General features: G+C 65.8%; 20 protein-coding genes. 9 read left to right on the forward strand and 11 right to left on the reverse strand.

The window, feature by feature from the left end:
- Window positions 1-19 precede the first annotated feature (19 nt).
- Window positions 20-1,396, forward strand: a complete 1,377-nt coding sequence (locus tag QYM46_RS04610) for an FAD-binding oxidoreductase (protein WP_432791042.1) — start codon at window positions 20-22, stop codon at window positions 1,394-1,396.
- 18 nt (window positions 1,397-1,414) lie between these two features.
- Here QYM46_RS04610 and QYM46_RS04615 read toward each other — a convergent pair whose 3' ends face one another.
- Window positions 1,415-2,020 (reverse strand): flavin reductase family protein, encoded by a 606-nt coding sequence (locus tag QYM46_RS04615; RefSeq protein WP_432791043.1) that lies wholly within the window; start codon window positions 2,018-2,020, stop codon window positions 1,415-1,417.
- 105 nt (window positions 2,021-2,125) lie between these two features.
- On the opposite strand from QYM46_RS04615, the gene QYM46_RS04620 reads away from it, so the two are divergent.
- On the forward strand, window positions 2,126-3,133 hold the full coding sequence (locus tag QYM46_RS04620; protein WP_432791044.1) for an isopenicillin N synthase family dioxygenase: 1,008 nt from the start codon (window positions 2,126-2,128) through the stop codon (window positions 3,131-3,133).
- Between the two features lie 4 nt (window positions 3,134-3,137).
- Here QYM46_RS04620 and mmuM read toward each other — a convergent pair whose 3' ends face one another.
- Complete coding sequence (gene mmuM / locus QYM46_RS04625; RefSeq protein WP_432791045.1) at window positions 3,138-4,055, reverse strand: homocysteine S-methyltransferase; 918 nt, start codon at window positions 4,053-4,055, stop codon at window positions 3,138-3,140.
- 21 nt (window positions 4,056-4,076) lie between these two features.
- Between mmuM and tgt the strand changes: the two genes are divergently transcribed.
- Window positions 4,077-5,333, forward strand: a complete 1,257-nt coding sequence (gene tgt, locus QYM46_RS04630; RefSeq protein WP_432791046.1) for a tRNA guanosine(34) transglycosylase Tgt — start codon at window positions 4,077-4,079, stop codon at window positions 5,331-5,333.
- A 273-nt stretch (window positions 5,334-5,606) separates the two neighbouring features.
- On the opposite strand, the gene QYM46_RS04635 is transcribed toward tgt, so the two are convergent.
- Window positions 5,607-6,365 (reverse strand): queuosine precursor transporter, encoded by a 759-nt coding sequence (locus QYM46_RS04635; protein WP_432791047.1) that lies wholly within the window; start codon window positions 6,363-6,365, stop codon window positions 5,607-5,609.
- Complete coding sequence (locus QYM46_RS04640) at window positions 6,346-8,928, reverse strand: M3 family metallopeptidase (RefSeq protein WP_432791048.1); 2,583 nt, start codon at window positions 8,926-8,928, stop codon at window positions 6,346-6,348. Before QYM46_RS04640 ends, QYM46_RS04635 begins: the two co-directional genes overlap by 20 nt.
- Before the next feature lie 94 nt (window positions 8,929-9,022).
- Between QYM46_RS04640 and QYM46_RS04645 the strand changes: the two genes are divergently transcribed.
- Window positions 9,023-10,093 (forward strand): AI-2E family transporter, encoded by a 1,071-nt coding sequence (locus QYM46_RS04645; RefSeq protein WP_432791049.1) that lies wholly within the window; start codon window positions 9,023-9,025, stop codon window positions 10,091-10,093.
- 17 nt (window positions 10,094-10,110) lie between these two features.
- On the opposite strand, the gene QYM46_RS04650 is transcribed toward QYM46_RS04645, so the two are convergent.
- Complete coding sequence (locus QYM46_RS04650) at window positions 10,111-10,335, reverse strand: hypothetical protein (RefSeq protein ID WP_169251522.1); 225 nt, start codon at window positions 10,333-10,335, stop codon at window positions 10,111-10,113.
- A gap of 58 nt (window positions 10,336-10,393) precedes the next feature.
- On the opposite strand from QYM46_RS04650, the gene QYM46_RS04655 reads away from it, so the two are divergent.
- From QYM46_RS04655 to QYM46_RS04675, 5 genes are all read left to right on the forward strand, one after another.
- Window positions 10,394-10,621 carry a hypothetical protein gene (locus QYM46_RS04655; protein ID WP_432791050.1) on the forward strand — a complete coding sequence of 76 codons (228 nt, stop codon included), beginning with the start codon at window positions 10,394-10,396 and terminating at the stop codon, window positions 10,619-10,621.
- Window positions 10,618-11,061: a GNAT family N-acetyltransferase gene (locus tag QYM46_RS04660; RefSeq protein ID WP_211168067.1), complete on the forward strand. Its 444-nt coding sequence runs from the start codon at window positions 10,618-10,620 to the stop codon at window positions 11,059-11,061. Before QYM46_RS04655 ends, QYM46_RS04660 begins: the two co-directional genes overlap by 4 nt.
- Window positions 11,052-11,672: a M23 family metallopeptidase gene (locus QYM46_RS04665; protein WP_432791051.1), complete on the forward strand. Its 621-nt coding sequence runs from the start codon at window positions 11,052-11,054 to the stop codon at window positions 11,670-11,672. The genes QYM46_RS04660 and QYM46_RS04665 overlap by 10 nt, the downstream gene beginning before the upstream one ends.
- Window positions 11,673-11,843: 171 nt before the next feature.
- Complete coding sequence (gene adh / locus QYM46_RS04670) at window positions 11,844-13,367, forward strand: aldehyde dehydrogenase (protein ID WP_432791052.1); 1,524 nt, start codon at window positions 11,844-11,846, stop codon at window positions 13,365-13,367.
- Window positions 13,367-13,786, forward strand: a complete 420-nt coding sequence (locus QYM46_RS04675) for a DUF779 domain-containing protein (protein WP_410710827.1) — start codon at window positions 13,367-13,369, stop codon at window positions 13,784-13,786. Before adh ends, QYM46_RS04675 begins: the two co-directional genes overlap by 1 nt.
- 92 nt (window positions 13,787-13,878) lie before the next feature.
- On the opposite strand, the gene QYM46_RS04680 is transcribed toward QYM46_RS04675, so the two are convergent.
- From QYM46_RS04680 to QYM46_RS04705, 6 genes are read right to left on the reverse strand one after another with little or no spacing between them, the layout of a single operon-like run.
- Entirely contained in the window at window positions 13,879-15,216 is a 1,338-nt protein-coding gene (locus QYM46_RS04680) for an alkylhydroperoxidase domain protein (RefSeq protein WP_432791053.1), read from the reverse strand.
- Between the two features lies 1 nt (window position 15,217).
- Window positions 15,218-16,300, reverse strand: a complete 1,083-nt coding sequence (locus QYM46_RS04685) for a putative FMN-dependent luciferase-like monooxygenase (protein WP_432791054.1) — start codon at window positions 16,298-16,300, stop codon at window positions 15,218-15,220.
- A 5-nt stretch (window positions 16,301-16,305) separates the two neighbouring features.
- Window positions 16,306-18,000 (reverse strand): dipeptide ABC transporter ATP-binding protein, encoded by a 1,695-nt coding sequence (locus QYM46_RS04690; RefSeq protein WP_432791055.1) that lies wholly within the window; start codon window positions 17,998-18,000, stop codon window positions 16,306-16,308.
- Window positions 17,997-18,857 carry an ABC transporter permease gene (locus tag QYM46_RS04695; RefSeq protein ID WP_432791056.1) on the reverse strand — a complete coding sequence of 287 codons (861 nt, stop codon included), beginning with the start codon at window positions 18,855-18,857 and terminating at the stop codon, window positions 17,997-17,999. Before QYM46_RS04695 ends, QYM46_RS04690 begins: the two co-directional genes overlap by 4 nt.
- Complete coding sequence (locus tag QYM46_RS04700; RefSeq protein ID WP_432791057.1) at window positions 18,854-19,933, reverse strand: ABC transporter permease; 1,080 nt, start codon at window positions 19,931-19,933, stop codon at window positions 18,854-18,856. The genes QYM46_RS04695 and QYM46_RS04700 overlap by 4 nt, the downstream gene beginning before the upstream one ends.
- Window positions 19,930-21,639: a TIGR04028 family ABC transporter substrate-binding protein gene (locus tag QYM46_RS04705; protein ID WP_432791058.1), complete on the reverse strand. Its 1,710-nt coding sequence runs from the start codon at window positions 21,637-21,639 to the stop codon at window positions 19,930-19,932. The genes QYM46_RS04700 and QYM46_RS04705 overlap by 4 nt, the downstream gene beginning before the upstream one ends.
- Between the last annotated feature and the right edge of the window lie 52 nt (window positions 21,640-21,691).

Raw genomic sequence — 21,691 nt, forward strand, 5'->3', positions numbered from 1 at the left:
CGCTGCAGTGACTGCGGATATGTCCGGACTCGCCGCCGAGCTGAGTCCGGGAGCGCTGGTGACCGACCGTGACGTCATCGAGTCGTATTCGGCGGACAAGGCCCTGTTCTGTCCGGTCGGTGAAGCTGTGGCCCTGGTGCGGGCGGGCAGCGTCGATGATGTCGTCGCGGTGATGCGTTTCGCCACCGAGCATCGGATTCCCGTGGTCACTCAGGGCGCCAGGACGGGACTGTCGGGGGCGGCGAACGCCACGGACGGGGCGATCCTGCTCAACGTCGCGAAACTGAACGCGATCGTCGACATCGACGAGGTGAATCAGACGTGCCGGGTCCAACCCGGGGTCATCAACCAGGATCTCAAGCAGGCTCTGGCTGAGCACGGTCTGTCGTATCCGCCGGATCCGGGGTCGGTGGCGATCTCGACGATCGGTGGGAACGTGGCCACGAACGCCGGTGGCATGTGCTGCGTGAAGTACGGGGTGACGAGGGACTATGTGCGGGGCATGACCGTGGTCCTGCCTGATGGGACCGTGACGAAGCTCGGGCGGCAGACGGCGAAGGGCGTGGCCGGTCTCGATCTGGCGGGACTGTTCGTCGGGTCCGAGGGCACTCTGGGTGTCATCGTCGAGGTCACTTTGGGGTTGCGACCGTTGTTGGCACCGCCGGTGACCGGGGTCGGGATCTTCCCGGACATGGAATCGGCCGGTCATACGGTCTCTGAGTTCATGGCCTCCGGTGCGGCTCCGTCGCTGCTCGAGCTCATGGACGGAGGCACCGTGGGCATGATCAATGCGTACGGGGATTTCGGTCTGCCCGATGGGGCCGGTGCGCTGCTGCTTGTCCAGTCCGATGCTCCGGGCCCTGCCGGTGTGGCCGAACTGGAGAGGTTCGCGGCGATCGCTGAGTCTCAGGGGGCTGATGAGGTGTTCTTCTCCGAGGATCCGGCGGATTCGGAGATGTTCGTGGCGGCTCGGCGGGCGGTGTCACCGGCGATGGAGCCGTATGTGGCTGGTCTCGGTGGGGGAGAGCTCGTCGATGATGTGTGTGTTCCCCGGTCCCGCCTCGGCGAGTTCTTCGCCCGGTTGGATGAGATCGCGGCTGCGCACACGGTGGAGGTGGCTACGGCCGGGCATGCCGGGGATGGGAATATGCATCCGAGTGTGCTCTTCGATGCCTCGGATGCCGCGAGTGTGGCCGAGGCGAAGGCCACGTTCGCGGAGATCATGCAGCTGGGTCTGGATCTGGGTGGGACGATCACGGGTGAGCACGGGGTCGGATATCTGAAGAAGGAGTGGTTGGTGCGCGAACTCGATGCGGGTGCGCGGGCGCTGCAGACTGCGATCAAGGCCGCGGTGGATCCGTTGGGGATCCTCAATCCGGGAAAGATGCTCGGCTGAGATCTCGGGTGATCGAACTCAGCCCGGTCGGCGCATGTCGAAGCGCTGATCCGAGCTGATCCCGAAGTATGCGGTCGGTCCGCCGCCGCGCAGCACCGGCTCGGCGGCGGCTGTGTCGACGATTCCGTTGTCGAGCAGGGATTCGTCGAGATGGACCCCCACCACTTCGCCCACGGTGAACCACGAGCCGGAGCTCTCCCCGTCCGAGGTGCGGAGGTCGATGATCTGGGTGACTCGGCATTCGAAGGTCGCCGGTGAGGCTGCCACGCGTGGCGCAGAGATCTCCACGGACTCGGCCGCCTCGACTTCTGCGGCGGAGAACTCGTCGACCTCAGCGGTGGTCGACGAGGCGTTCATCGCCTCGGCGAGGGGCCGAGTGACGAGGTTCCAGGTGAACTCCCCGGTCTCTCGGCAGTTGGCGACGGTGTCCTTCCACGCGTTGCTGGAGAAGCCTACGAGCGGTGGAGAGTAGTTCAGCGCATTGAAGAACGAATAGGGCGCGAGGTTCCGACGACCGTCGGCATCGAGGGTGCCGATCCAGCCGATGGGACGCGGCGCGACGATGGCGTTGAAGGGGTCGTGCGGCAGGCGGTGGCCCTCGGAGGGGCGATAGAAGTGGGTCACCCGACTATTCAAGCAGGAGTTCCGGGAGAGCGCACTGTGACTGAGTGTTGCGCACGATGACGGAATGCCGCTGCGACGACGGCGGACGTGCCTATCGTCTGTGACATGACCGTCACCCAGCTCCCCATCCTCGACCTCAGCCTGGCCGATGACCCCGCGACCGCCGAGGCATTCCGTGCGGACCTGCGCCGCATCACCCATGAGATCGGCTTCTTCTACCTCACCGGCCACGGAATTCCCGACGCCGACTTCACCCGCATCATCGACGTCGCCGGCCGCTTCTTCGCTCTGCCCGAGGAAGAGAAGCTCGCGATCGAGAACACGAACTCCTCGCACTTCCGCGGCTACACCCGCACCGGCGGCGAACGCACCCAAGGCCGCGTCGACTGGCGGGAGCAGATCGACATCGGCCCAGAACGCGCACCCGTGACCGAACCGGTCAACGACTTCGACCACCTCACCGGTCCCAACCAGTACCCGGAATCGCTGCCCGAGCTGCGCGAGGCCACGGAATCCTGGCACGCGCAGCTGAGCGAGGTCGGCGCTCGTCTCCTCGAACAGTGGGCGCTGAGCCTCGGCCAGCCCGGTGACCACTTTGCGTCCGCCTTCGCCGAGGATGCCGAATCCTTCATCAAGATCGTCCGCTACCCCGAAGCCGAATCCGAGTCCGTGTCCCAGGGTGTGGGCGAACACCGGGACGCCGGCACACTCACCCTGCTCTACCCGCAGCCGGGCACCACCGGCCTGCAGGTGCTCACCGATGACGGTTGGATCGATGCGGATCCGATCGAGAACACCTTCGTCGTCAACATCGGCAAACTCCTCGAAGTCGCCACGAACGGCTACCTCAAAGCCACCGTCCACCGTGTCCTGCCGACCGGACCCGGGCAGGACCGCATCTCCATTCCGTTCTTCTTCAACCCGGCTCTGAACGCTCGCCTGCCCGAGGTCGAATTGCCCGCCGAACTCGCCGCCGATGCCCGCGGTGTGACTCAGGACGAACGCGACGCTCTGCACGCCGTGTACGGCGAGAACGCCTTCCTCTCCCGGCTGCGGTCCCACCCGAACGTCGCCGAGAAGTTCTATCCGGACCTCGTGAGAGCTCGGGCCTGAGGACTCAGGCTCGGGTCCGCTCCGTCAGGACTGCGATGTCCTCCGGACGCACCCGACAGCAGCCGCCGATGATCCGCGCACCGAGGCGGGTCCACTCCGCCACCGGCCACGAACCGACGCCGGCTTCCGCGCCGTCGCGCCAGGTCAGGGTGTTCGCGTCGTAGATCTCACCCGAGTTCGGATAGGCGATGAGCGGCAGATCCGTGCGCCGGGACAGTTCTCTCAGTGCCGGAGTCACCAGGGATGGGCGCACACAGTTGACTCCGATCGCCTGCACACTCGCCGAGGTGGCCGCCGCCTCCGCGAGCTCCGCCAAGGTGCTGCCGTCGGGCAAGGTCGGGACGTTCGTGTCCGTGCCGGTCTGTAGAGTCACGGTCACCCAGGAGGGAAGTCCGGTCTCGTCTGTCAGGCCGATGATCGCTGCGATCTCGTCGAGGCGCGGCTGGGTTTCGATGGCGAGGAGGTCCGCTCCCGCCTCGGCGAGGGCAGCGATGCGCGGACGATGGAAGGCGGTGTATTCGGACGAGGACAAGCGGTAGTCGCCGGTGTATTCGGCACCGTCGCCCAGAGCTGCGCCGTAGGGGCCGACGGAACCGGCGGTGAGGACGTCTCTGCGTTCTGCGGCACTGCGCGCGACTCTCACGCTGTCGGTGATGATCCGGTTGCCTTCCGCGACGCTGATTCCTGCTTCGGCGAAGCCCGTCGGCGTCGCCTGGTAACTCGCGGTCGTAAGGATGCGGGCACCGGCATCAGCGAAGGCGGAGTGCACTGCCAGCAGGGTGTCCGGATCACGGCGGATGAGCTCGGCCGACCACAGGGCGTGGCCGAGGTCGATGCCGCGATCTTCGGCGGCGCTGCCCAGACCGCCGTCGATGACGATGGGGGCGGCCTCCGAGAGGGTGAGCATCTGGGTGAACGTCATGGACTTAGTTAAGCTTGTCTGGTGACTGCAGACGAAACTTCGGCGGCATTCGAGACCGCACCCATCAACGACCGATCGAACTTCGGATTCGAGGTGGGCACCCGCATGGACACGGGCGGACGCGCCGGGGTCATCCACACCCCGCACGGCGATATCCAGACCCCGGCGTTCATTCCGGTCGGCACGAAGGCCACGGTCAAAGCCGTGCGTCCCGACGAGGTCGCCGAACTCGGCGGTCAGGCGGTGCTCTCGAACGCCTACCACCTCTACCTGCAGCCGGGGTCGGACCTCATCGACGAGGCCGGCGGTCTGGGCAGGTTCATGAACTGGCCGGGACCGACCTTCACCGACTCGGGCGGATTCCAGGTGATGAGCCTGGGGTCGGGATTCAAGAAGGTCATCTCGATGGAGTCGACGGGGGAGCAGAACGACGACCTCGTCGCCGTCGGCAAGGAGCGGCTGTCGAACGTCGACGACGACGGGGTGACGTTCAAGTCCCATCTCGACGGGTCGATGCACCGTTTCACCCCTGAGATCTCGATGCGCGTGCAGCACGAACTCGGCGCCGACATCATGTTCGCCTTCGACGAATTGACCACGCTGGTCAACACTCGCGGCTACCAGGAGGAGTCGCTGGAGCGGACCCGACTGTGGGCGATCCGCTGCATCGAGGAGCACTTCCGCCTCACCGAGGAGCGGTCGCACCGGCCCTACCAGGCGCTGTTCGGTGTGCTGCAGGGTGCGCAGTACGAAGACCTGCGACGGAAGGCCGCCCGCGACCTGGGCGCCATGGACTTCGACGGCTACGGCATCGGCGGGGCGCTGGAGAAGGAGAACCTCGGCATCATCATCCGCTGGGTGTGCGAGGAGCTGCCGGAGAACAAGCCGCGGCACCTGCTGGGCATCTCCGAACCCGACGACCTGTTCGAGGCGATCAAGACCGGCGCGGACACCTTCGACTGCGTCTCCCCCTCCCGCGTGGCCCGCAATGCCGCGATCTACACCCGCGACGGCCGGTACAACCTCACCGGTGCGAAGTACCGCCGAGACTTCGGCCCGCTCGACCCCGACTGCTCGTGCTACACGTGCCGGAACTACTCGCGGGCCTACCTGCGGCACCTGTACAAGGCGAAGGAGATGCTCTTCTCCACCCTGTGCACCATCCACAACGAGCACTTCGTCGTCTCGCTCGTCGACGAGATCCGGCAGTCGATGATCGACGGCCGCTTCTCAGAGCTGGAGACGGACGTCCTCGGCCGGTACTACGCGAAGAAGTAGGCGCGGACCCGGTGGTGACGGTCGCCCCGGCCGGTGCCGGTCGGTCTTCGACTGGTCCGTTCCGGTCAGTCATCGACTTCTGATCAGCGCATCGAGTTTTATCCCGGTGACCTGATCAGAAGTCGATGCGTTCAGGGACAGAAGTCGATGCGGTCGAGGACGAAACTCGATGACACTCGCCGCAGACCACCGTTCGTGCTTGGCCGACCACGCTGCGTCCGCTGCCACCCGCGCTGGGCGTCCGCTGCCACCCGCACTGGGCGTCCGGTTCGCCTAGGCTTCAGCCGCGTCGAGTTCGTAGCTGGGTTCGTGGCGTTTGACGAGCTTGATGACGCGGTAGGTCACGGGCAGGAAGATGACTTCGACAGCGACCTTGTAGACGAAGCCGACGACGATGTAGTTGAGGAAGTCGAGTCCCGGGATGACTCCGGCGAAGGCGATGATGCAGAACAGCAGGGTGTCGACGAACTCGCCGACGCCGGTCGACGTGAGCAGTCGCACCCACAGCTTCGACTCGCCCATGCGCTTCTTCACCGCCACGAGCACCCAGGAGTTGAGCAGCTGGCCGACGAAGTAGCCGACGAGGGAGGCCGCGACGATACGCGGGTAGAAGCCGAGCACCGCGGCGAAGGCCTCCTGGTTCTCGTAGCCTGGCCCCGGAGGCGAGATGAGCACGAGCCAGAAGACGAAAGTGGCCAGGATCTGCAGACCGAAACCGGTGATCACAGCCTTGCGAGCGGCTTTGAAGCCGTAGACTTCGCTGATCACATCGCCGAGGATGTAGGCGATGGGGAAGAGGAACGCGCCGCCGTCGGTGACTACGGGGCCGAAGCCGATGACCTTCGTGGCCGAGATGTTCGAGATGATGAGCACCGCGCAGAACACGGCGAGGAAGACCGCATAGTAGCGGCCGCGAGAGGAAGCGAAAGCTGCGAAACGTGCAGCCGAGGTGGTGTGCGCCGGATCGGTGGTGCGACCCGGCTGCCCAGACTCAGACTCGGAACGCCCAGACTCAGGACTCTTCTGCGACAACGGTGATTTCCTTTCCCCCGGTGACCGTGAGCAGCTGCTCGTACGTCAGGGGCACCATCGAATTCGGTGTCCCCGCGCCGGCCCAGAGAACAGGATAGTCCTTCAGCGACACATCGACATACGTGGGGATCGGGCCCGGATGACCGCAGGGAGCGACCCCGCCGATGACCTGCCCCGTGGCCTCACGGACGAGTTCCTTCGACGCCCGGTCGAGGGAGTCGACGCCGATGAGTTCGGCGACATGGGCGGTGTCGACCCGGTGGGCGCCCGAGGCCATGATGAGCACGGGGGAGCCGCCGGAGGAGAAGATGAGGCTGTTCGCGATCGCCCCGACCTCGGTGCCCAGGGCCTCGGCCGCTGCCGCTGCCGTCGGCGTCGAGCCGTCGAAGATCTCGATGCGCGGATCGATGCCCGCAGCCGTGAGATCGGCGGCGACCGCCTCGTGGTTGGGGTGGTCCCACCTCGCCGAGGCGGCTCCGGACTCGGCCTCGGTCGTGGCCTCCTCGCCCTCGTCGTCCGCCTCGGTGACGGGTTCGGCGAGACCGCGACGACGCAGCAGCGGGGCGACATCCGGGCGAGTGCCGAAGAAGCGTTCGATCGCGGCCATCGGGTCGACCGAATAGCCGGGCGCGAGGATGGCCTCGCGGAAGGCCTCACCGGCTTCCCGGTTGAGCCCGCCCTGGGCCTCGAACCATTCGCTCACCCAGGCGGCGATGACCTCGGAGTAGAGGTAGGAGTAGTAGCCGGCCGCATAGCCGGAGGCGAAGATGTGTCCGAAGTACGTCGACCGGTAACGGGGCGGAACGAGCGGGGAGAACCCGGCCGCGGCGAGCACCTCGGATTCGAAGGACAGCACATCGGTGATGTGTTCACCCGCCTCAAGCGAATGCCAGGACAGGTCGAGCATGGCAGCTGCCAGGTATTCGATGGTGTCGAAGCCCTGCCCGAACTTCTCTGAGGCGATGAGGGCGTCGACGAGTTCGGGCGGCATCGGCTCACCCGTGTCGACGTGCTTGGCGAAGTGGGGGAGGACCTGCGGGTGGAAGCGCCACATCTCATTGAGCTGGGACGGGAACTCGACATAGTCGCGCGGAACCGCAGTGCCTGCCGTCGACGGGTAGGTCGAGTTCGCGAACAGCCCGTGGAGGACATGACCGAATTCGTGGAACAACGTCGTCAGCTCGGTCGGATTGAGCAGAGTCGGGCGTCCGGGGCCCGGCTTGGCGAGGTTGAGCGAGAGAGTGACGACCGGCAGCAGCCCGGTCAGTCGGGAGGCAGGAACCAGCTGGTCCATCCAGGCTCCGCCGCGCTTGGTGTCCCTCGAGTAGGGGTCGATGAGCACGAGCCCCAAGGGACGTTCGGTGACGTCGGTGACCTCGTAGACGCGGACGTCCTCATGCCAGGCAGTCACACCGTCGTAGGGGGCGAAGGTGATGCCGTACAGGCCGGTGGCGGCTCGGAAGACGCCCTCGGTCAGGACCGTGTCGAACTCGAAGTACTTGGCCACCTCGTCGGGGTCGATGCCGAACTCGTCGGCGCGGAACTTCGCAAGGTAGTACTTGACGTCTTCTGCTGCGACCGTCTCGAGGCCGTAGCGGGTCTTGACCTGTGCCAGCTCCTCATCGAGTTGGGCGTTCGCCGGATTGATGAGAGAGGAGACGATATCGGCAGCGGCATCGGGATTGCCCGCGGTCTGATTGTCGACGGCGAAGGACGAGTAAGAGGGGTATCCGAGCAGATGCGCCTTGAGCGCACGCAGCGCCGTGGTGTCGGCGACCTGGGTGCGGGTGTCGCCCTCGCCGCCGCGGGAACCGCGCGCCATCGAATTGTTCAGCACGTGCCGGCGCGTCTGCGCTGTGTTCAGGGATTCGAGCACACCCTGCTGGGTGAAGTTGTTCAGCGGCAGCAGGTAGCCGTCGACGCCGCGCTCGGCGGCGCGATTCGCCGCTGCCGCAATCTGATCGTCGTTCATCCCGGCCAGGGAATCGGCCTCGCTGAGGTGGACGGCCAACTCGCGCGTATCGAGCTGCAGAGCGCGGGAGAAGGAGTTCTCCAGCGTGGTCAGCTCGGCCGCGATCGTGGCCATCTGCTCTCGTTCCTCTTCGCCGAGGCGGGCTCCCGCACGCACGAACTTGTCGATGGTCAGTTCCTGCTGACGCTTGTCCTCGGGATTGAGGTCGGCGACCGAGACCTGTTCGATGCGGTGGAAGAGGTCCACGTTGAGCAGGATCTCGGTCTGGGCGGCCGACAGGAGCTCCCAGATCTCGGAGATGGCGTCGGTGAGTTCGGGACGGAGATGATTCGACTCGATGGCTGCCGCCACGGAGGCGATGCGGGTCATCGGCACGGACGCGGATTCGAATCTCACCGTGGTGGAGAAGAACGTGGACTCGGCGTCGTCGGCGACGATGGCAGCCACCTCGGCGCGGGCGAAATCGGTGGCCGTGTGAACCGCGGTCAGCAGCGTCTGTGCGGTGACCGCGGAGAAGTCGGGCAGCGAATAGTCGGTCTGCGGGTCGAGGAACGCTTCCCAGACATCGATGCCGTTCGGATCTGCGTTCATTCTCGACGATTCACTTTCTTAGCGGTTGAGGGTTCGCTCCGATCCTAACGTGAGTCGACCGACCAGTGCATGATCGCTGGTTACACTGGTTTCCATGGGCACTGGGCAGGGCAAGTCCCTCACACTCAACAGCGCGTTCCGGCTCGGTTTCACCGGAGCCTTGGGCGTGGGGCTGGCGATCCTGGTGATGACGGCGCTGCAGTCCGTGGCGACAGTGATCATCTACATCGGTCTGGCGCTGTTCCTCGCCCTCGGGCTCGAACCGATCGTGCAGTGGCTCCTCGATCGCAAGGTGCCGCGGTCGCTGTCGGTGCTCATCGTCGTCGTGGCCTTCATCCTCATCGTCGTCGGCGTTGCGCTGCTCATCGCTCCGGCCGTGATCAGTCAGATCCAGACGTTCATCGCGGATCTGCCCGGAATCGTGGCGAACCTCGCCACGACCGGATGGGTCACCGAGCTCGAGGAGCAGTTCACCGGCGCGATCGACATCGATGCGGTGTTCGCCAACATCTCGGACTGGGCTTCGGATCCGAAGAATGTGCTCTCCCTCGGCGGCGGCGTCGTGTCCATCGGGGCGGGAATCCTCAGCTTCCTCACCGGTGTGATCATCGTCGTCATCCTCACCATCTACTTCGCCGTGTCCATGCCGACGATCAAATCCGCAATGTTCTCCTTGGTCGCGGCCTCATCGCGGCCGACGGTCGAATCCGTCACCGAGGAGGTCACCCGTTCCATCGGACGCTACGTCCTCGGTCAGGTGTCCTTGGGAGTCGTCAACGGTGTGTGCTCGGCGATCTTCCTCACCATCATCGGTGCCCCGTTGCCGGCGCTTTTGGCGTTCGTGGCGTTCCTCGCCTCGCTCATTCCCCTGGTGGGACCGATCACCGGCGCGATCATCATCACTGCGTCCTGTCTGATGGTCTCGCCCGGGCTGGGCATCACGGCCGGCATCTACTATCTCGTGTACATGCAGGTCGAGGCGTATCTGCTCAGCCCGCGGATCATGAAGGCGGCGGTCGACGTGCCCGGTGCCTTGGTGATCATCGCCGCGATCGCCGGTGGGACCTTGGGCGGCGTGCTCGGTGCGGTGGTCGCGGTGCCGGTGGCCGCCTCGGCGCTCATCATCATCCGCAAGGTCGTCGTGCCCGCGCAGGCGAAGAAGTAGGGGCGGCGGAGAGAACGTCAGCTCTGGTCGTTGTGGCCGCCGGAATCGATTCGAGTGACGATGGCGTGGATGATGAGCTTGACGATGAAATAGGCACCGAAGTACCCGGCTCCTGCCGCGACCAGAGTGACAAGCAGGTTGCTCTCTCCGGTTCCTGCCATGGCCAGTCCCGCGAAGATTGCTGCAGAGATCGCCGCGAGGTACGGGATCAGTCGGAGGACGGGGGATTCGGGCTCGCTCATGGGGCTGAGTCTAGCAACGGGGTACCGGAGCATCGATGCGGAGTCTAGGGTGGAGCCCATGACTGAAGCGGGCTGGAGCGCTCAGCGCGACGAGGCCATCACCGAGGAAGCGCGGGCCCGGGGAACGAAGCTGCTCGAGGTGAAGACCCTCGGACCGTCGAAGGCAGACCCGAACTATGCGCGGACCCGTCACTTCTACGAGAAGATGGGCTTCCTGCCGCTGGAGGAGACCGACCTGTGGGGAGCGGATACGCCGTGCCTGATCATGGTGAAGCCGGTGGGATGACACTGCCGAATCGGGCACAGATTCTTCCAGCCCACGGGGCGATTCAGCAGCGCCCGGCTGACCAACATGACGTCGAAATGGCACGAAGCCTGTCGACCGACCCCTCTGTGCCGTTGACCGGTTCGCTGCTTGGCACTGCCGACAAGGCGGAAGCCAGTTCTTGGGTCCGTCGGCAGCAGGGCCGCCACGCAGAAGGCCGTGGGTTCTCAACAGACGCCCTTATCGCGTTGACGGATTTCGGTCTGTCGATTCCTCAGATCCAGCGCATCGATCTGTATATCGAACCCTGGAACGTTCCGTCTCTTCGCACGGCTGGACGTGCGGGATATCTCCGCGGTCAGTTGTTCGTGGAGCACCAGACAATCGGCGGCAGACTCTGCGACGCAATCGACTTCACAGCTTCTTCTTCCGAATGGGGAATGCGGCGACGATGGAAATGACAGCTGAACCTTTTGTGCTCGCCTACCCTTTCACTGGTCGTTGGCTGGTCCAGAACAGTCCAGGGGATCGTGTGCCGAGCCACGGGACCACGCGGTTCGCGAGTTCGTACGCGATCGATTTCGTGCCGGTCGATGGCTCCGGGCGGTCGGCCGCATTCGGACTCGAGTCGCTGTTTCGTCCGGAACAGCCAGAGAAGTTCATAGGTTTCGGCCGCGACGTACTCGCACCTATCAGAGGCACTGTTGCGGCAATCCACGACTCCGCGGCAGATCACCCGGCCTACCGTGGTCTGCCTTCGCTCGGCTATGCGATGACTCAACGCAGACGGGTCGATGCCGGATGGCCCGCACTCGCCGGGAACCACGTGATGATCCGAAGTGATGTCACTGTTGTTGCCCTCTGCCACCTCCAACAGGGGAGTGTCGAAGTTCAGGTCGGACAGACTGTCCGGATCGGCCAGAGGCTCGGGCGCTGCGGGAATTCCGGCAACAGCACCGAACCTCATCTGCATGTCCAGGCGATCAGCAGTATGGACATCTCCCGTGCAGACGCTGTACCGATTCGATTCGAAGATACGCTGCCCACCAATGGCACCATTGTCGAAGCGTGAGCGGACTCTCCGAACTCGATCACGAAGCAATGACGGCTATTGTCCGCACCTCGGTTCCGGCTTAGGGTGAGAGGACACGGACACATCCGCTCCGCGTCGGCCACGAAAGCCCGGCGCAGCGTGCGAAACGGCATGAGAGACGGGGTGGATGGACTCACACGAAGGAGTGTCATGGCAGTCTACTCAGCACCCGGTACCGACGGCGCGCTCGTTACGTTCAAGCCCCGTTATGAGAACTACATCGGAGGAGAGTGGGTGCCGCCGAAAGACGGCAACTACTTCGAGAACATCACCCCCGTCACCGGGCGGGCCTTCACCGAGATCCCCAGCTCCACAGCCGACGATGTCGAGACCGCACTCGATGCCGCGTGGGCCGCGGCACCGGCCTGGGGCAAGACCTCGGTCGCCGAACGTGCGAACATCCTGCTCAAGATCGCCGATCGCATCGAATCCAACCTCGAGATGCTCGCCGTCGCCGAAACCTGGGACAACGGCAAGGGCATCCGCGAACCGCTGGCCGCAGACCTCCCGCTGGCCGTCGACCACTTCCGCTACTTCGCCTCGGCCATCCGGGCGCAGGAAGGCGGCATCTCACAGATCGACGACGACACCGTCGCCTACCACTTCCACGAGCCCCTCGGCGTGGTCGGACAGATCATTCCCTGGAACTTCCCCCTGCTCATGGCCACATGGAAGCTCGCACCGGCGCTCGCCGCCGGCAACTGCGTCGTCCTCAAACCTGCCGAGCAGACCCCGGCGTCGATCCTCGTCCTCGCCGAACTCATCGGCGACCTGCTGCCTCCCGGCGTCCTCAACATCATCAACGGGTTCGGTGTCGAAGCCGGCAAGCCGCTGGCATCGAACAAACGCATTCGCAAGGTCGCCTTCACCGGAGAGACGACGACCGGTCGCCTGATCATGCAGTACGCCTCGCAGAACATCATCCCGGTCACCCTGGAGCTCGGCGGCAAGTCACCGAACATCTTCTTCGACGACGTCATGGCCGCCGACGACAGCTTCAGAGACAAGGCGCTCGAAGGCTTCGCGATGTTCGCCCTCAACCAGGGCGAGGTCTGCACCTGCCCCTCGCGTGCACTCGTCCAGGACTCGATCTTCGACGACTTCGTCGCAGCCGGCGTCGAACGCGTCCGCTCCATCAAGCAGGGCAACCCGCTCGACACCGACACCCAGGTCGGCGCACAGGCCTCGAACGACCAGTTCGAGAAGATCATGTCGTACCTCAAGATCGGCAAGGATGAAGGCGCCGAGGTGCTCATCGGCGGCGACAAAGCCGAACTCGACGGTGACCTCGCCGGCGGCTTCTACATCCAGCCGACGATCTTCAAGGGCACGAACAAGATGCGCATCTTCCAGGAGGAGATCTTCGGACCCGTCGTGGCCCTGACCTCGTTCTCCGACTACGACGACGCGATCGCCACCGCCAATGACACCCTCTACGGCCTCGGAGCCGGCGTCTGGGCCCGCACCGGAAACACCGCCTACCGAGCCGGACGCGACATCCAGGCCGGCCGCGTCTGGGTGAACAACTACCACGCCTACCCGGCCCACGCCGCGTTCGGCGGATACAAGTCCTCGGGCATCGGACGAGAGAACCACAAGATGATGCTCGACCACTACCAGCAGACGAAGAACCTGCTGGTCAGCTACTCCGAAAATGCACAAGGATTCTTCTGATGAGTGAAACAGCCGAAACAGCCGCTCTCGAATCGACACCGACGATCGAGGGCGAAGAGAAATCGCGGGTGGCGATGACTCAGGCCGCCATCGACCTGCTCGCCGGCCTCGTCGACAAACACGGACAGCTCATGTTCCACCAGTCCGGCGGCTGCTGTGACGGCTCGTCGCCCATGTGCTTCCCCGAAGGCGACTTCCTCACCTCGGAAGCCGATGTGCTGCTCGGCCACTTCGACCTGCCCATCGACGATGCCGAGAAAGCAGGACTGGACTTCTGGATGTCGACGGAGCAGTTCGAGTACTGGAAGCACACGCATCTGACGATCGATGTGGTGCCGGGCCGCGGCAGCGGCTTCAGCGTCGAATCACCGACGGGAAACCGCTTCATCATCCGCTCGACGCTCATGGACGTCGGCTGAGGTCTGCACCTTCCCACTGAAAAACGGGCTGAGTGCCGAGAAACGCGCGCGCACATGCGTTTTTCGACACTCAGCCTGTTTTTCGGCGAGGCCTACTTCAGCTGCTCCGGCTCGCCGAGGGAGAGCATCAGACGGTTCGCCCAGTTGAAGAAGGCGGCACAGTTCAGGGCGTCGATGATGTCGCCGTCGTCGAGACCCGCCGCACGCAGCTGCTCGAGGTGCCGGGCACCGAAAGCCTGCGGGGTCAGCGTCAGCGCGACCGAGGCATCGACCACGGCGTCCCACACCTGATCACCGAGGCGGCTCTTCGTGCCGATTCCCTCGTCGAGGAGGCGCTGGACGAGTTCCCGACGCCCGGATTCCTCGGTGGCTCGATCGGAATGGATCGACGCGCAGAACAGGCACCCGTTGAGCCGTGACGCCGCAGTCGCCGCGAGTTCGCGTTCGGCTCGCCCGAGACCGTCGGTGGTGTTGAAGAAGATGTCGAGGTCCGTCAGCGTCCGCGCGCGCAGGGCTGCAGGATCGCGGGCGAGCAGTCGGAAGTACGGGTTCTTCGCCCGCCCGGCCTCGATGAGCGAGTCACGCTGCGTCTCCGTGAGCTCCGCCTCGGCGACGGGCGCGATCCACGGCACCCAGCCGAGACCCGACTGCTGGAACAGTGTGGGTCGTGCCAGATCCGGGTACGTGTTCACTCGATCCCCGACGGCGGTCAGGGCAGCAGATTCCCTCGCCGAGGCGGCCGCCTCGTCCTCGTTGACCACGGCGTTGCCTGCCCCGCCGGTGTCCCGCGACAGGGAATCCGGGACAGGGGCACCGGCTGCGATCGGCGCAAGCGCGAGTGCGGCCAGCCCGGTGCTGATGCGGATCTGAAAGTTGAGGAACGACACGAGCTGAGCCAGGGTGACGATGCCGTCCTCGTCCCATCCGGATTCCAGCAGCAGGGCGAGGTGCGCCGGCCTGGCATCGCGCGGATGGAGCGCAAGGAGATGAGCAAACTCGAGCCCCGAGATGAGCCGGGCTCCCAACGTCTGGCGTGACTGTGTGTCGGCGGTGAACCACGGACCGGGCACATTCTCCGCCGACAGTGCCGCGGAATCGACGATCCCGTAGGGTCCGCGCACCTCGGCGCGCGAATCGAGTGCGAGCACCGCCTCGTCGAGGAGTTCCGCGACCGCCCACGACGCGGCTTCATCTTCGTCCCGAAGCAGGTCGCGGTAGAATTCCTCGGCACGGTCCGAACCGAGCAGTCCGGCGGTGAACGCGGCCACGGCATAACGCTCCCGGTAAGACACACCGCGCGGATCCTCGGGCTCGAGCAGAGCTTCGAAACTCAGCTGGGCGTTCTCCTTCGCCTGCGCCCGGTGGCCGCGCAGCTCATCGAGCGGATCGTTCGCCGCGATTCCGGCGAGGAGGTTGATGATATCGGCCATCTCAGTGCACCTTCTCCTTGGTCACGGAGAACCCGAGGGCGGGTGCCACCTCGGTGGCGAGCAGTTCGATCGACCGCAGGGCGGTCTCGTTCGTCGCCGGCACCGAGTGCACCTGGAAGCTGACGTCCGTGGCCCGGTCGAGGACGCGGTCATGCTGCAGACGTTCGCTCACCTGCTCGGGCGTGCCGAGGTAGGTGTCGGTGGCGATGAGGAGCTCGGCGAGGGTCAGCGACGACGTGTCATAGCCGACGAGGCGGTCGGCCTCGGCCCGCAGCGCCGGTTCGGTGATCTCACGCAGCCGGGGCAGATCCTCGGCATCGGCGACCACTGCGGTACGGGAGGCGAGGATGCGCGGTTCGGCTCCGTCCGGCAGCTGCGAGAGATAGGTGTCGATGACCGGCAGCTGCACCTCGTCGAGGTGTGCCGCCGGATCGTCCTGGGGGCGCGGCTGAGTCCGCGAGAGCATGAGTCCGTCACCGGCTGCGCCGGCCGCACCGGCCCCGCCGGCGGAGAACGTCGCCTGCCACAGTCGTCGCTCGAGGTTCGGACGTTGCCCATCGGGGGCAGGGTAGAGACCGTGAGCGGTGGGAAGCCGGTCACCTGAGAACAGTGTGCGCAGGGTCGCGAGATTGTCGGCGAAGACCTCCCGACGCTCATCGAAGCTCGTTCCGAAGGCCGGGAACGACTTCGGGTTCCCGCCCGAACCCAGACCGATCTCGAGGCGACCGGCGGAGAGTTCGTCGAGGACGGCGGCGTCTTCGGCCACCCGCACGGCATTCTCCATCGGCAGGGTGATGATCGCGGTGCCCAAGCTGATCCGGCGGGTGCGGGCGGCGGCGTGGGAGAGGAAGACGAGCGGGGACGGCAGTCCGCCCTCTGCCGCGGAGAAGTGATGCTGGGCGACCCAGGCGGATTGGAAGCCGAAGTCCTCAGCTGTCTCGATCTGTTCGAGGGCGAAGCGATAGCGGTCTGCGGCCGGAGCGTCCTCGAGCAGGCGGGTGAAGAAGCCGAGCTTCGGTCCGGTCACCTGAGTGCCGGTGGCCCGAGCGTCGGTGGCCTGAGGGTCGGTGGGGTGAGGGGTCATGGTTCTCAGCTTTCTGCTGCTGCGGTGAGCAGGGTCGGGGTCGCGGGTCGGTCATTCGCAGGCGCTGCTGCGGCCGAGAGCGTCGCGGGACGGGGGATCGCCTCGAGCAGCGTGCGGGTATAGGCGGACCGCGGGCGAGTGAAGATCTCTTCGGTCGCGCCATCGTCGACGAGGCGCCCATGCGACATCACGGACACCGTATCAGCGATCTGGCGGACGACGGCGAGATCATGGGTGATGAAGACATAGGTGAGACCGAGCTCCCGCTGCAGCTCATCGAGCAGAGTGAGGATCTGCGCCTGCACCGAAACGTCGAGAGCCGAGACCGCCTCGTCGAAGACGACGAGTTCGGGTTCGACGATGAGGGCGCGGGCGATCGCCACTCGCTGCAGCTGCCCGCCGGAGAGTTCGGCGGGACGCCGATCGAGGAAGTCGGCAGGCAGCGCCACCCGATCCATCGCCTCGGAGACACGCCTGGGCCGGGACGCACGATCGCCGAGGCGGAAGTTGCGCAGAGGCTCGGTCAGGGTCGACCGGATCGAATGTTTGGGATCGAGAGCGGAGAACGGGTTCTGATGCACGAGTTGGACGGTGCGCCGGAACTCCCGCAGCCGCTGCCGTGAGGGACGACCGCGCCCGAGCTCCGCGGCGTCGAAGTCACCGATGCGCACATGCCCGGACTGCGGGGTGAGGAACCCGGTCAGCGCCTTGCCCGCGGTGGTCTTGCCCGAACCGGACTCGCCGACGAGACCGTGCGTGGTCCCGCGCGCCACCGTGAAACCCACACCCTCGATGCCGGTGATCCGATCATCCGTACGGTCGAAGACATGGGTCAGCGATTCGACGGAGACGAACGGGTCTGCGGACTGAGTGGTCGCCTCGGCGCGGGCAGTTCGTGCCTTCGTCTGCAGTGCGGGAGCATCGGCGATGAGGCGGGAGGTGTAATCGGTGGCCGGGTCGGAGAAGACCCGTCCGGCCGGCCCCGATTCGACGATGCGTCCGCCCTGCATGACCACGACCTCGTCGGCGCGTTCGCCGGCGACGGCGAGATCGTGGGTGATGAAGAGGATGCCCATCCCGGTCTCGGTGCGCAGTTCGTCGAGGAGGTCGAGGACCTGCTTCTGCACCGTCACGTCGAGGGCGGAGGTGGGTTCGTCGGCGATGAGCAGGCGCGGGCGCAGCGCGATGGCAGCGGCGATGAGCACACGCTGCCGCATCCCACCGGAGAGCTCATGCGGGAACTGGTCGGCCCGTTTCTCCGGCTGGTCGATGCCGACCCGGCCCAACAGCTCGACGACCTGGGCGCGAGCCTCGGCGCGGCCCGCGCGACGGTGGATGCGCAGCGCCTCGGCGACGGACCTGCCGACCGTCTGCAGCGGATTGAGCGAGGACCCCGGATCCTGCGGGACGTAGCCGATCTGAGATCCGCGCACACCCCGCCAACCGGAGGGGCCCAGGCTGAGCAGATCAACCTCGCCGAGGCGGATCCGCCCGGCCGTGACCTGCGCGGATGAGGGGAGGAGACCGATGACGGCGTTGGCGGTCGTCGATTTCCCCGAACCGGATTCCCCGACCACGGCCGTCATCGAACCGGGACGGACCACGAGATCGAGCTCGCTCACGGCCGGTGCCGCGGAGCCGCCTCGGTGGGAGTAGTCGACGGACAGGCCGTCGATGCGCAGCAGTGAGGAGTCGGTCATGATGTCACCTTTCGCAGGGTGTTGCCGATCTGGTGGGTGGCGAGCACGATGGCCATGACTACGAGGCCGGGCAGCACTGTCAGCCACCAGGCGGTGGCGACGAAGTTGCGGCCCTCGGCGATGATGAGCCCCCATTCCGGGGTGGGCGGCGGAGTGCCGTAGCCGAGGAATCCGAGCGTGGAGATCTGGAGGATCGCCGAACCGACCTGGAGGACCGCCAGCGAGAGCACGGGAGAGATCGAATTCGGCAGGGTATGGCGGACCAGGACGGTCAGATACGTGGCGCCGGACCCGTAGGCCGCGGCCACGAAGTCGCTCGTATTGATCTGCACCGCCTGTGATCTGGCGAGACGGGCGAACTGGGCGATGGCGGTGACTCCGACGGCGATGGCCGCATTGATCGTCCCGAAGCCGAGGACGACGACGATTGAGAGGCTGAGCAGGATCGCGGGGATGGACAGCAGCACATCGATGAACCGCATGAGCACATCGTCGACGAGTCCGCGCCGGGTGCCGGCGATGAGTCCGATCGTGGTGCCGACGATCAGCCCGACCCCGACAGCCACGAGCGCGGCCAACAGGGACTGGGAAGCGCCGTAGACGACTCGGGTGAAGGCGTCGCGGCCGGTCTGGTCGGTGCCGAACCAATGCTCGAGGCTCGGGGCCAGCAGCGCGGGGGTGTCTCCGCCGTCGTTGGGGTCGAAATGGGTGAAGAGGCCGGGGGCCAGCGCCCAGGCGATCGCGATGAGCAGAACCAGAGCGGAGACGATGGTGGCCGGGGTGAGCGCGGCGCGTGCCCGGCCGCCGCGTGCGCGCCGGTTCTCGGTGACCTGGCCGCGGGTGAAGACGATGCTCATGAGTTCTTCTCCTTCGACTCGTCGTCCCAATCGAGGTCGACGCCGACGCTGGCCGCAGTCGCCGTCATGGCGCGACGGGTGGGTTCGTCGTGGCTGCGCAGGGCCTTGCCCGCCGAGGCGGCGCTGCGTTTCGTGCGCAGCCGGACGTCGATGACGGGGTAGAGGAGGTCGACTGCGAGGTTGATGATGACGTAGCCGAAGGTGGCGATGACCACGACGGCCAGCAGGATCGGATTGTCCCGGTGGGTGACCGCTTGAGCGGTGATGAGTCCGATGCCGTTGCGGCCGAACACGGTCTCGGTGACCACGGCGCCGGCGACGAGCTCGCCGAAGACGAGGCCGATGATCGTCAGCCCCGGCAGCACCGCATTGCGGGCGACGGTGTGGACGAGGATCCACAGTTCGGAGGCGCCCTTGGCCGTGGTGACCTTGACGAAGCCGGAGGCCTGCACCTCGGTGATGGAGCGGATGAGCACCTGGGCGATCGGGGCCGAGAGCGGAACCGCCACGGTCAGGGTCGGCAGCACGAGCGCCTCGGCGGGGCCGGGATCGACGACGGAGACGACCCCGAGTTGGAAGGAGAAGACCTGGATGAGCAGGATTCCGAGCCAGAACACCGGGATGGAGATGAATAGACTGGGCACCGAGTCGAGGACCCGGCGCACCCTGGCCGTCGGCCCGGTGGACGGACCGAAGGTCGCGAAGACGGCGATGACCACGGCGAGGACGAGGGCAGTGACGAAACCGGAGGCCGCGAGAACCGCGGTCGACGGCAGAGCCGCCGCGATGATCGTCGACACGGCCGCACCGGTCTGGACCGAGTAGCCGAAGTCGCCTGTGAGGAACCCGGTGAGGCTGGTGAGGTATCGGCCGAACCAGGAGTCATCGGCTCCGGTGGCTTCACGGATCTCGGCGATCTGATCGGGAGACAGACCCAGGGCGGGATCGGCGAAGCGGGCAGTGACGCCGTCTCCGGGGATGAGGCTGAGCAGGATGAATGCCGCGGTGAACGCGAGCAGCAGCACGAGGACCGCTTGGCCCAGGCGCAGGATGAGGTAACGGGTGTCGAGGATCATTTCTCTCCTGCCAGCCAGGTGCTGTAGAAGTCGGGTCGTCCCACGGGTTCGGTGGCGAAGCCGTGGACGCGGCGGCGGAAGGCGAAGACCTGCGGCTCTTCGAAGAACGGCAGCACATAGGCCTGGTCGACGAGGTAGTTCTGGACCGCCTCGGCGGCCTGTTGGCGTTTCTCCTGGTTCGGTTCGGCAGCCAGCGTCTCGAGGAGTTCGTCGATCTTCGCATCGATCGAGTCATCGTCGGCGTCGGTGCGGTCGACTCCGTTGAGAAAGACGTCGCGGTTGATCGAGGAGTAGTTCGAGCGCAGATTGTCGAAGTCGGCGCGGGCGACCATCGAGTGGTAGATCTGCACGGTGTCGAGTTCGAGGGCGTCGAGAGTCTGCTTCGATTGGTCACCGGGGTTGATCGACAGGCGCACGCCCACGCGGCGCAGATGCTGTTGGATGAGGGTCTGAACCTCGTTCGACCGGGGCTGCGGCAGCGCGATATTCACCGTCAGCGCCAGTGGCTGACCATCCTTGACGCGATAACCCTGCCCGTTGCGCTCACTCCACCCGGCCTGATCGAGGAGGCGGTTCGCCTTCTCCGGGTCGAAGTCCCAGGACCCCGACTGGTCGACATATCCCATGGCGCCCTTGGCCAGCAGGCCGGTGGCCAAGGGGTAGTTCGGGGTGAAGAGCTTGTCGACGATCTCCTGGCGATCGATGGCGGCGATGAGCGCTCGCCGAACGTCGATATCGGACAGCAGGTCGTGGCGGAACCGGAGATTGATGCTGTTGTTGATGCCGTTCGTCGCCTTCGCATAGAGGCGCAGACCCTGCTCGGTGACACGGGACTCATCCGGGGCCTGGACGTCGCGGACACCGTCGGCCTGTCCGGAGAGCACAGCCCCGATGCGCACGGAGTATTCGTTGTTCGTCAGATAGTCGATGCCGTCGAGGTGGGCCCGGCCCTGATGCTTCAGATGCGGGGGCGCCCAGTCGTAGTCCTCGCGGGCACGGACGGAGAGCTTCGTGCCGATCGTCTCGGCAGTGATGTGGAAGGGGCCGCAGGTGTGGATCTGCGTGGCTCCGCCCGGGCCGAAGCCCTCGGCATCGAGGTCGAGGGTCGAATCGGCGAGCAGTCCCGCATTCATCGTCGACGTCGCCTGCGCGAAACCGGGGGAGGGGGCCGAGAAGCGGAACCGCACCCGATTCTCGTCGAGGACTTCGCTGCGCTCATAGTTCGAGATCTGCTCGGACACCGGCAGCGTGCGGGATTCGTCGCCGCGACCGAAGAGATCGAAGTTCTTCGCCACATTCTCCGGCGTCAGCGGCGAACCGTCCGAATAGGTCACACCCTCACGGATGGTGAACGTGTAGGTCGTGGCATCGGCGTTCGTCTCCGGCAGTTCGGTCGCCAGCCACGGATAGAGCTCGAGGCTCTTCGGATCCTGCCACAGCAGACGCGCGGAGATGTTGTTCATGATCCCGCCGTTGGGGTAGAAGCCGACCGACGGCGGGTAGAGCAGCGTCCAGGTCTGGGGTTCGAAGTAGGTGAGCACTCCGCCGCGGACGGGTTCGCCCTCGGTCAGTGAACCGGAGTCACGCGGTGTGCAGGCGCTGAGGGTGAGCAGAGCGCCGAAGCCGAGACCGAGGCTGAGGACCGAGCGGCGGTCGAGGCGCCGCTGAGTCAGAGGCGCTGAGGTGGAGAGACGGTGGTCCGTCATAGAAGAGGTCCTTCGGGTCAAAGGGGTGGAACAGGAGGAACTGAGAGAGATA

Source organism: Brevibacterium sp. K11IcPPYGO002 (genome assembly GCF_050920635.1).
Classification (GTDB): domain Bacteria; phylum Actinomycetota; class Actinomycetes; order Actinomycetales; family Brevibacteriaceae; genus Brevibacterium.

Excerpts from the sequence above, each read along its gene's own strand:
- QYM46_RS04655 (WP_432791050.1), top strand. The coding sequence starts at position 10,394 with ATGACTGAAGCGGGCTGGAGCGCTCAGCGCGACGAGGCCATCACCGAG.
- QYM46_RS04695 (WP_432791056.1), bottom strand. The coding sequence starts at position 18,857 with ATGAGCATCGTCTTCACCCGCGGCCAGGTCACCGAGAACCGGCGCGCA.
- QYM46_RS04640 (WP_432791048.1), bottom strand. The coding sequence starts at position 8,928 with ATGAACGCAGATCCGAACGGCATCGATGTCTGGGAAGCGTTCCTCGAC.
- QYM46_RS04650 (WP_169251522.1), bottom strand. The coding sequence starts at position 10,335 with ATGAGCGAGCCCGAATCCCCCGTCCTCCGACTGATCCCGTACCTCGCG.
- QYM46_RS04645 (WP_432791049.1), top strand. The coding sequence starts at position 9,023 with ATGGGCACTGGGCAGGGCAAGTCCCTCACACTCAACAGCGCGTTCCGG.
- QYM46_RS04685 (WP_432791054.1), bottom strand. The coding sequence starts at position 16,300 with ATGACCCCTCACCCCACCGACCCTCAGGCCACCGACGCTCGGGCCACC.
- QYM46_RS04675 (WP_410710827.1), top strand. The coding sequence starts at position 13,367 with ATGAGTGAAACAGCCGAAACAGCCGCTCTCGAATCGACACCGACGATC.
- QYM46_RS04705 (WP_432791058.1), bottom strand. The coding sequence starts at position 21,639 with ATGACGGACCACCGTCTCTCCACCTCAGCGCCTCTGACTCAGCGGCGC.
- QYM46_RS04660 (WP_211168067.1), top strand. The coding sequence starts at position 10,618 with ATGACACTGCCGAATCGGGCACAGATTCTTCCAGCCCACGGGGCGATT.
- QYM46_RS04690 (WP_432791055.1), bottom strand. The coding sequence starts at position 18,000 with ATGACCGACTCCTCACTGCTGCGCATCGACGGCCTGTCCGTCGACTAC.
- QYM46_RS04610 (WP_432791042.1), top strand. The coding sequence starts at position 20 with ATGTCCGGACTCGCCGCCGAGCTGAGTCCGGGAGCGCTGGTGACCGAC.
- QYM46_RS04700 (WP_432791057.1), bottom strand. The coding sequence starts at position 19,933 with ATGATCCTCGACACCCGTTACCTCATCCTGCGCCTGGGCCAAGCGGTC.
- QYM46_RS04620 (WP_432791044.1), top strand. The coding sequence starts at position 2,126 with ATGACCGTCACCCAGCTCCCCATCCTCGACCTCAGCCTGGCCGATGAC.
- mmuM (WP_432791045.1), bottom strand. The coding sequence starts at position 4,055 with ATGACGTTCACCCAGATGCTCACCCTCTCGGAGGCCGCCCCCATCGTC.
- QYM46_RS04680 (WP_432791053.1), bottom strand. The coding sequence starts at position 15,216 with ATGGCCGATATCATCAACCTCCTCGCCGGAATCGCGGCGAACGATCCG.
- adh (WP_432791052.1), top strand. The coding sequence starts at position 11,844 with ATGGCAGTCTACTCAGCACCCGGTACCGACGGCGCGCTCGTTACGTTC.
- QYM46_RS04665 (WP_432791051.1), top strand. The coding sequence starts at position 11,052 with ATGGAAATGACAGCTGAACCTTTTGTGCTCGCCTACCCTTTCACTGGT.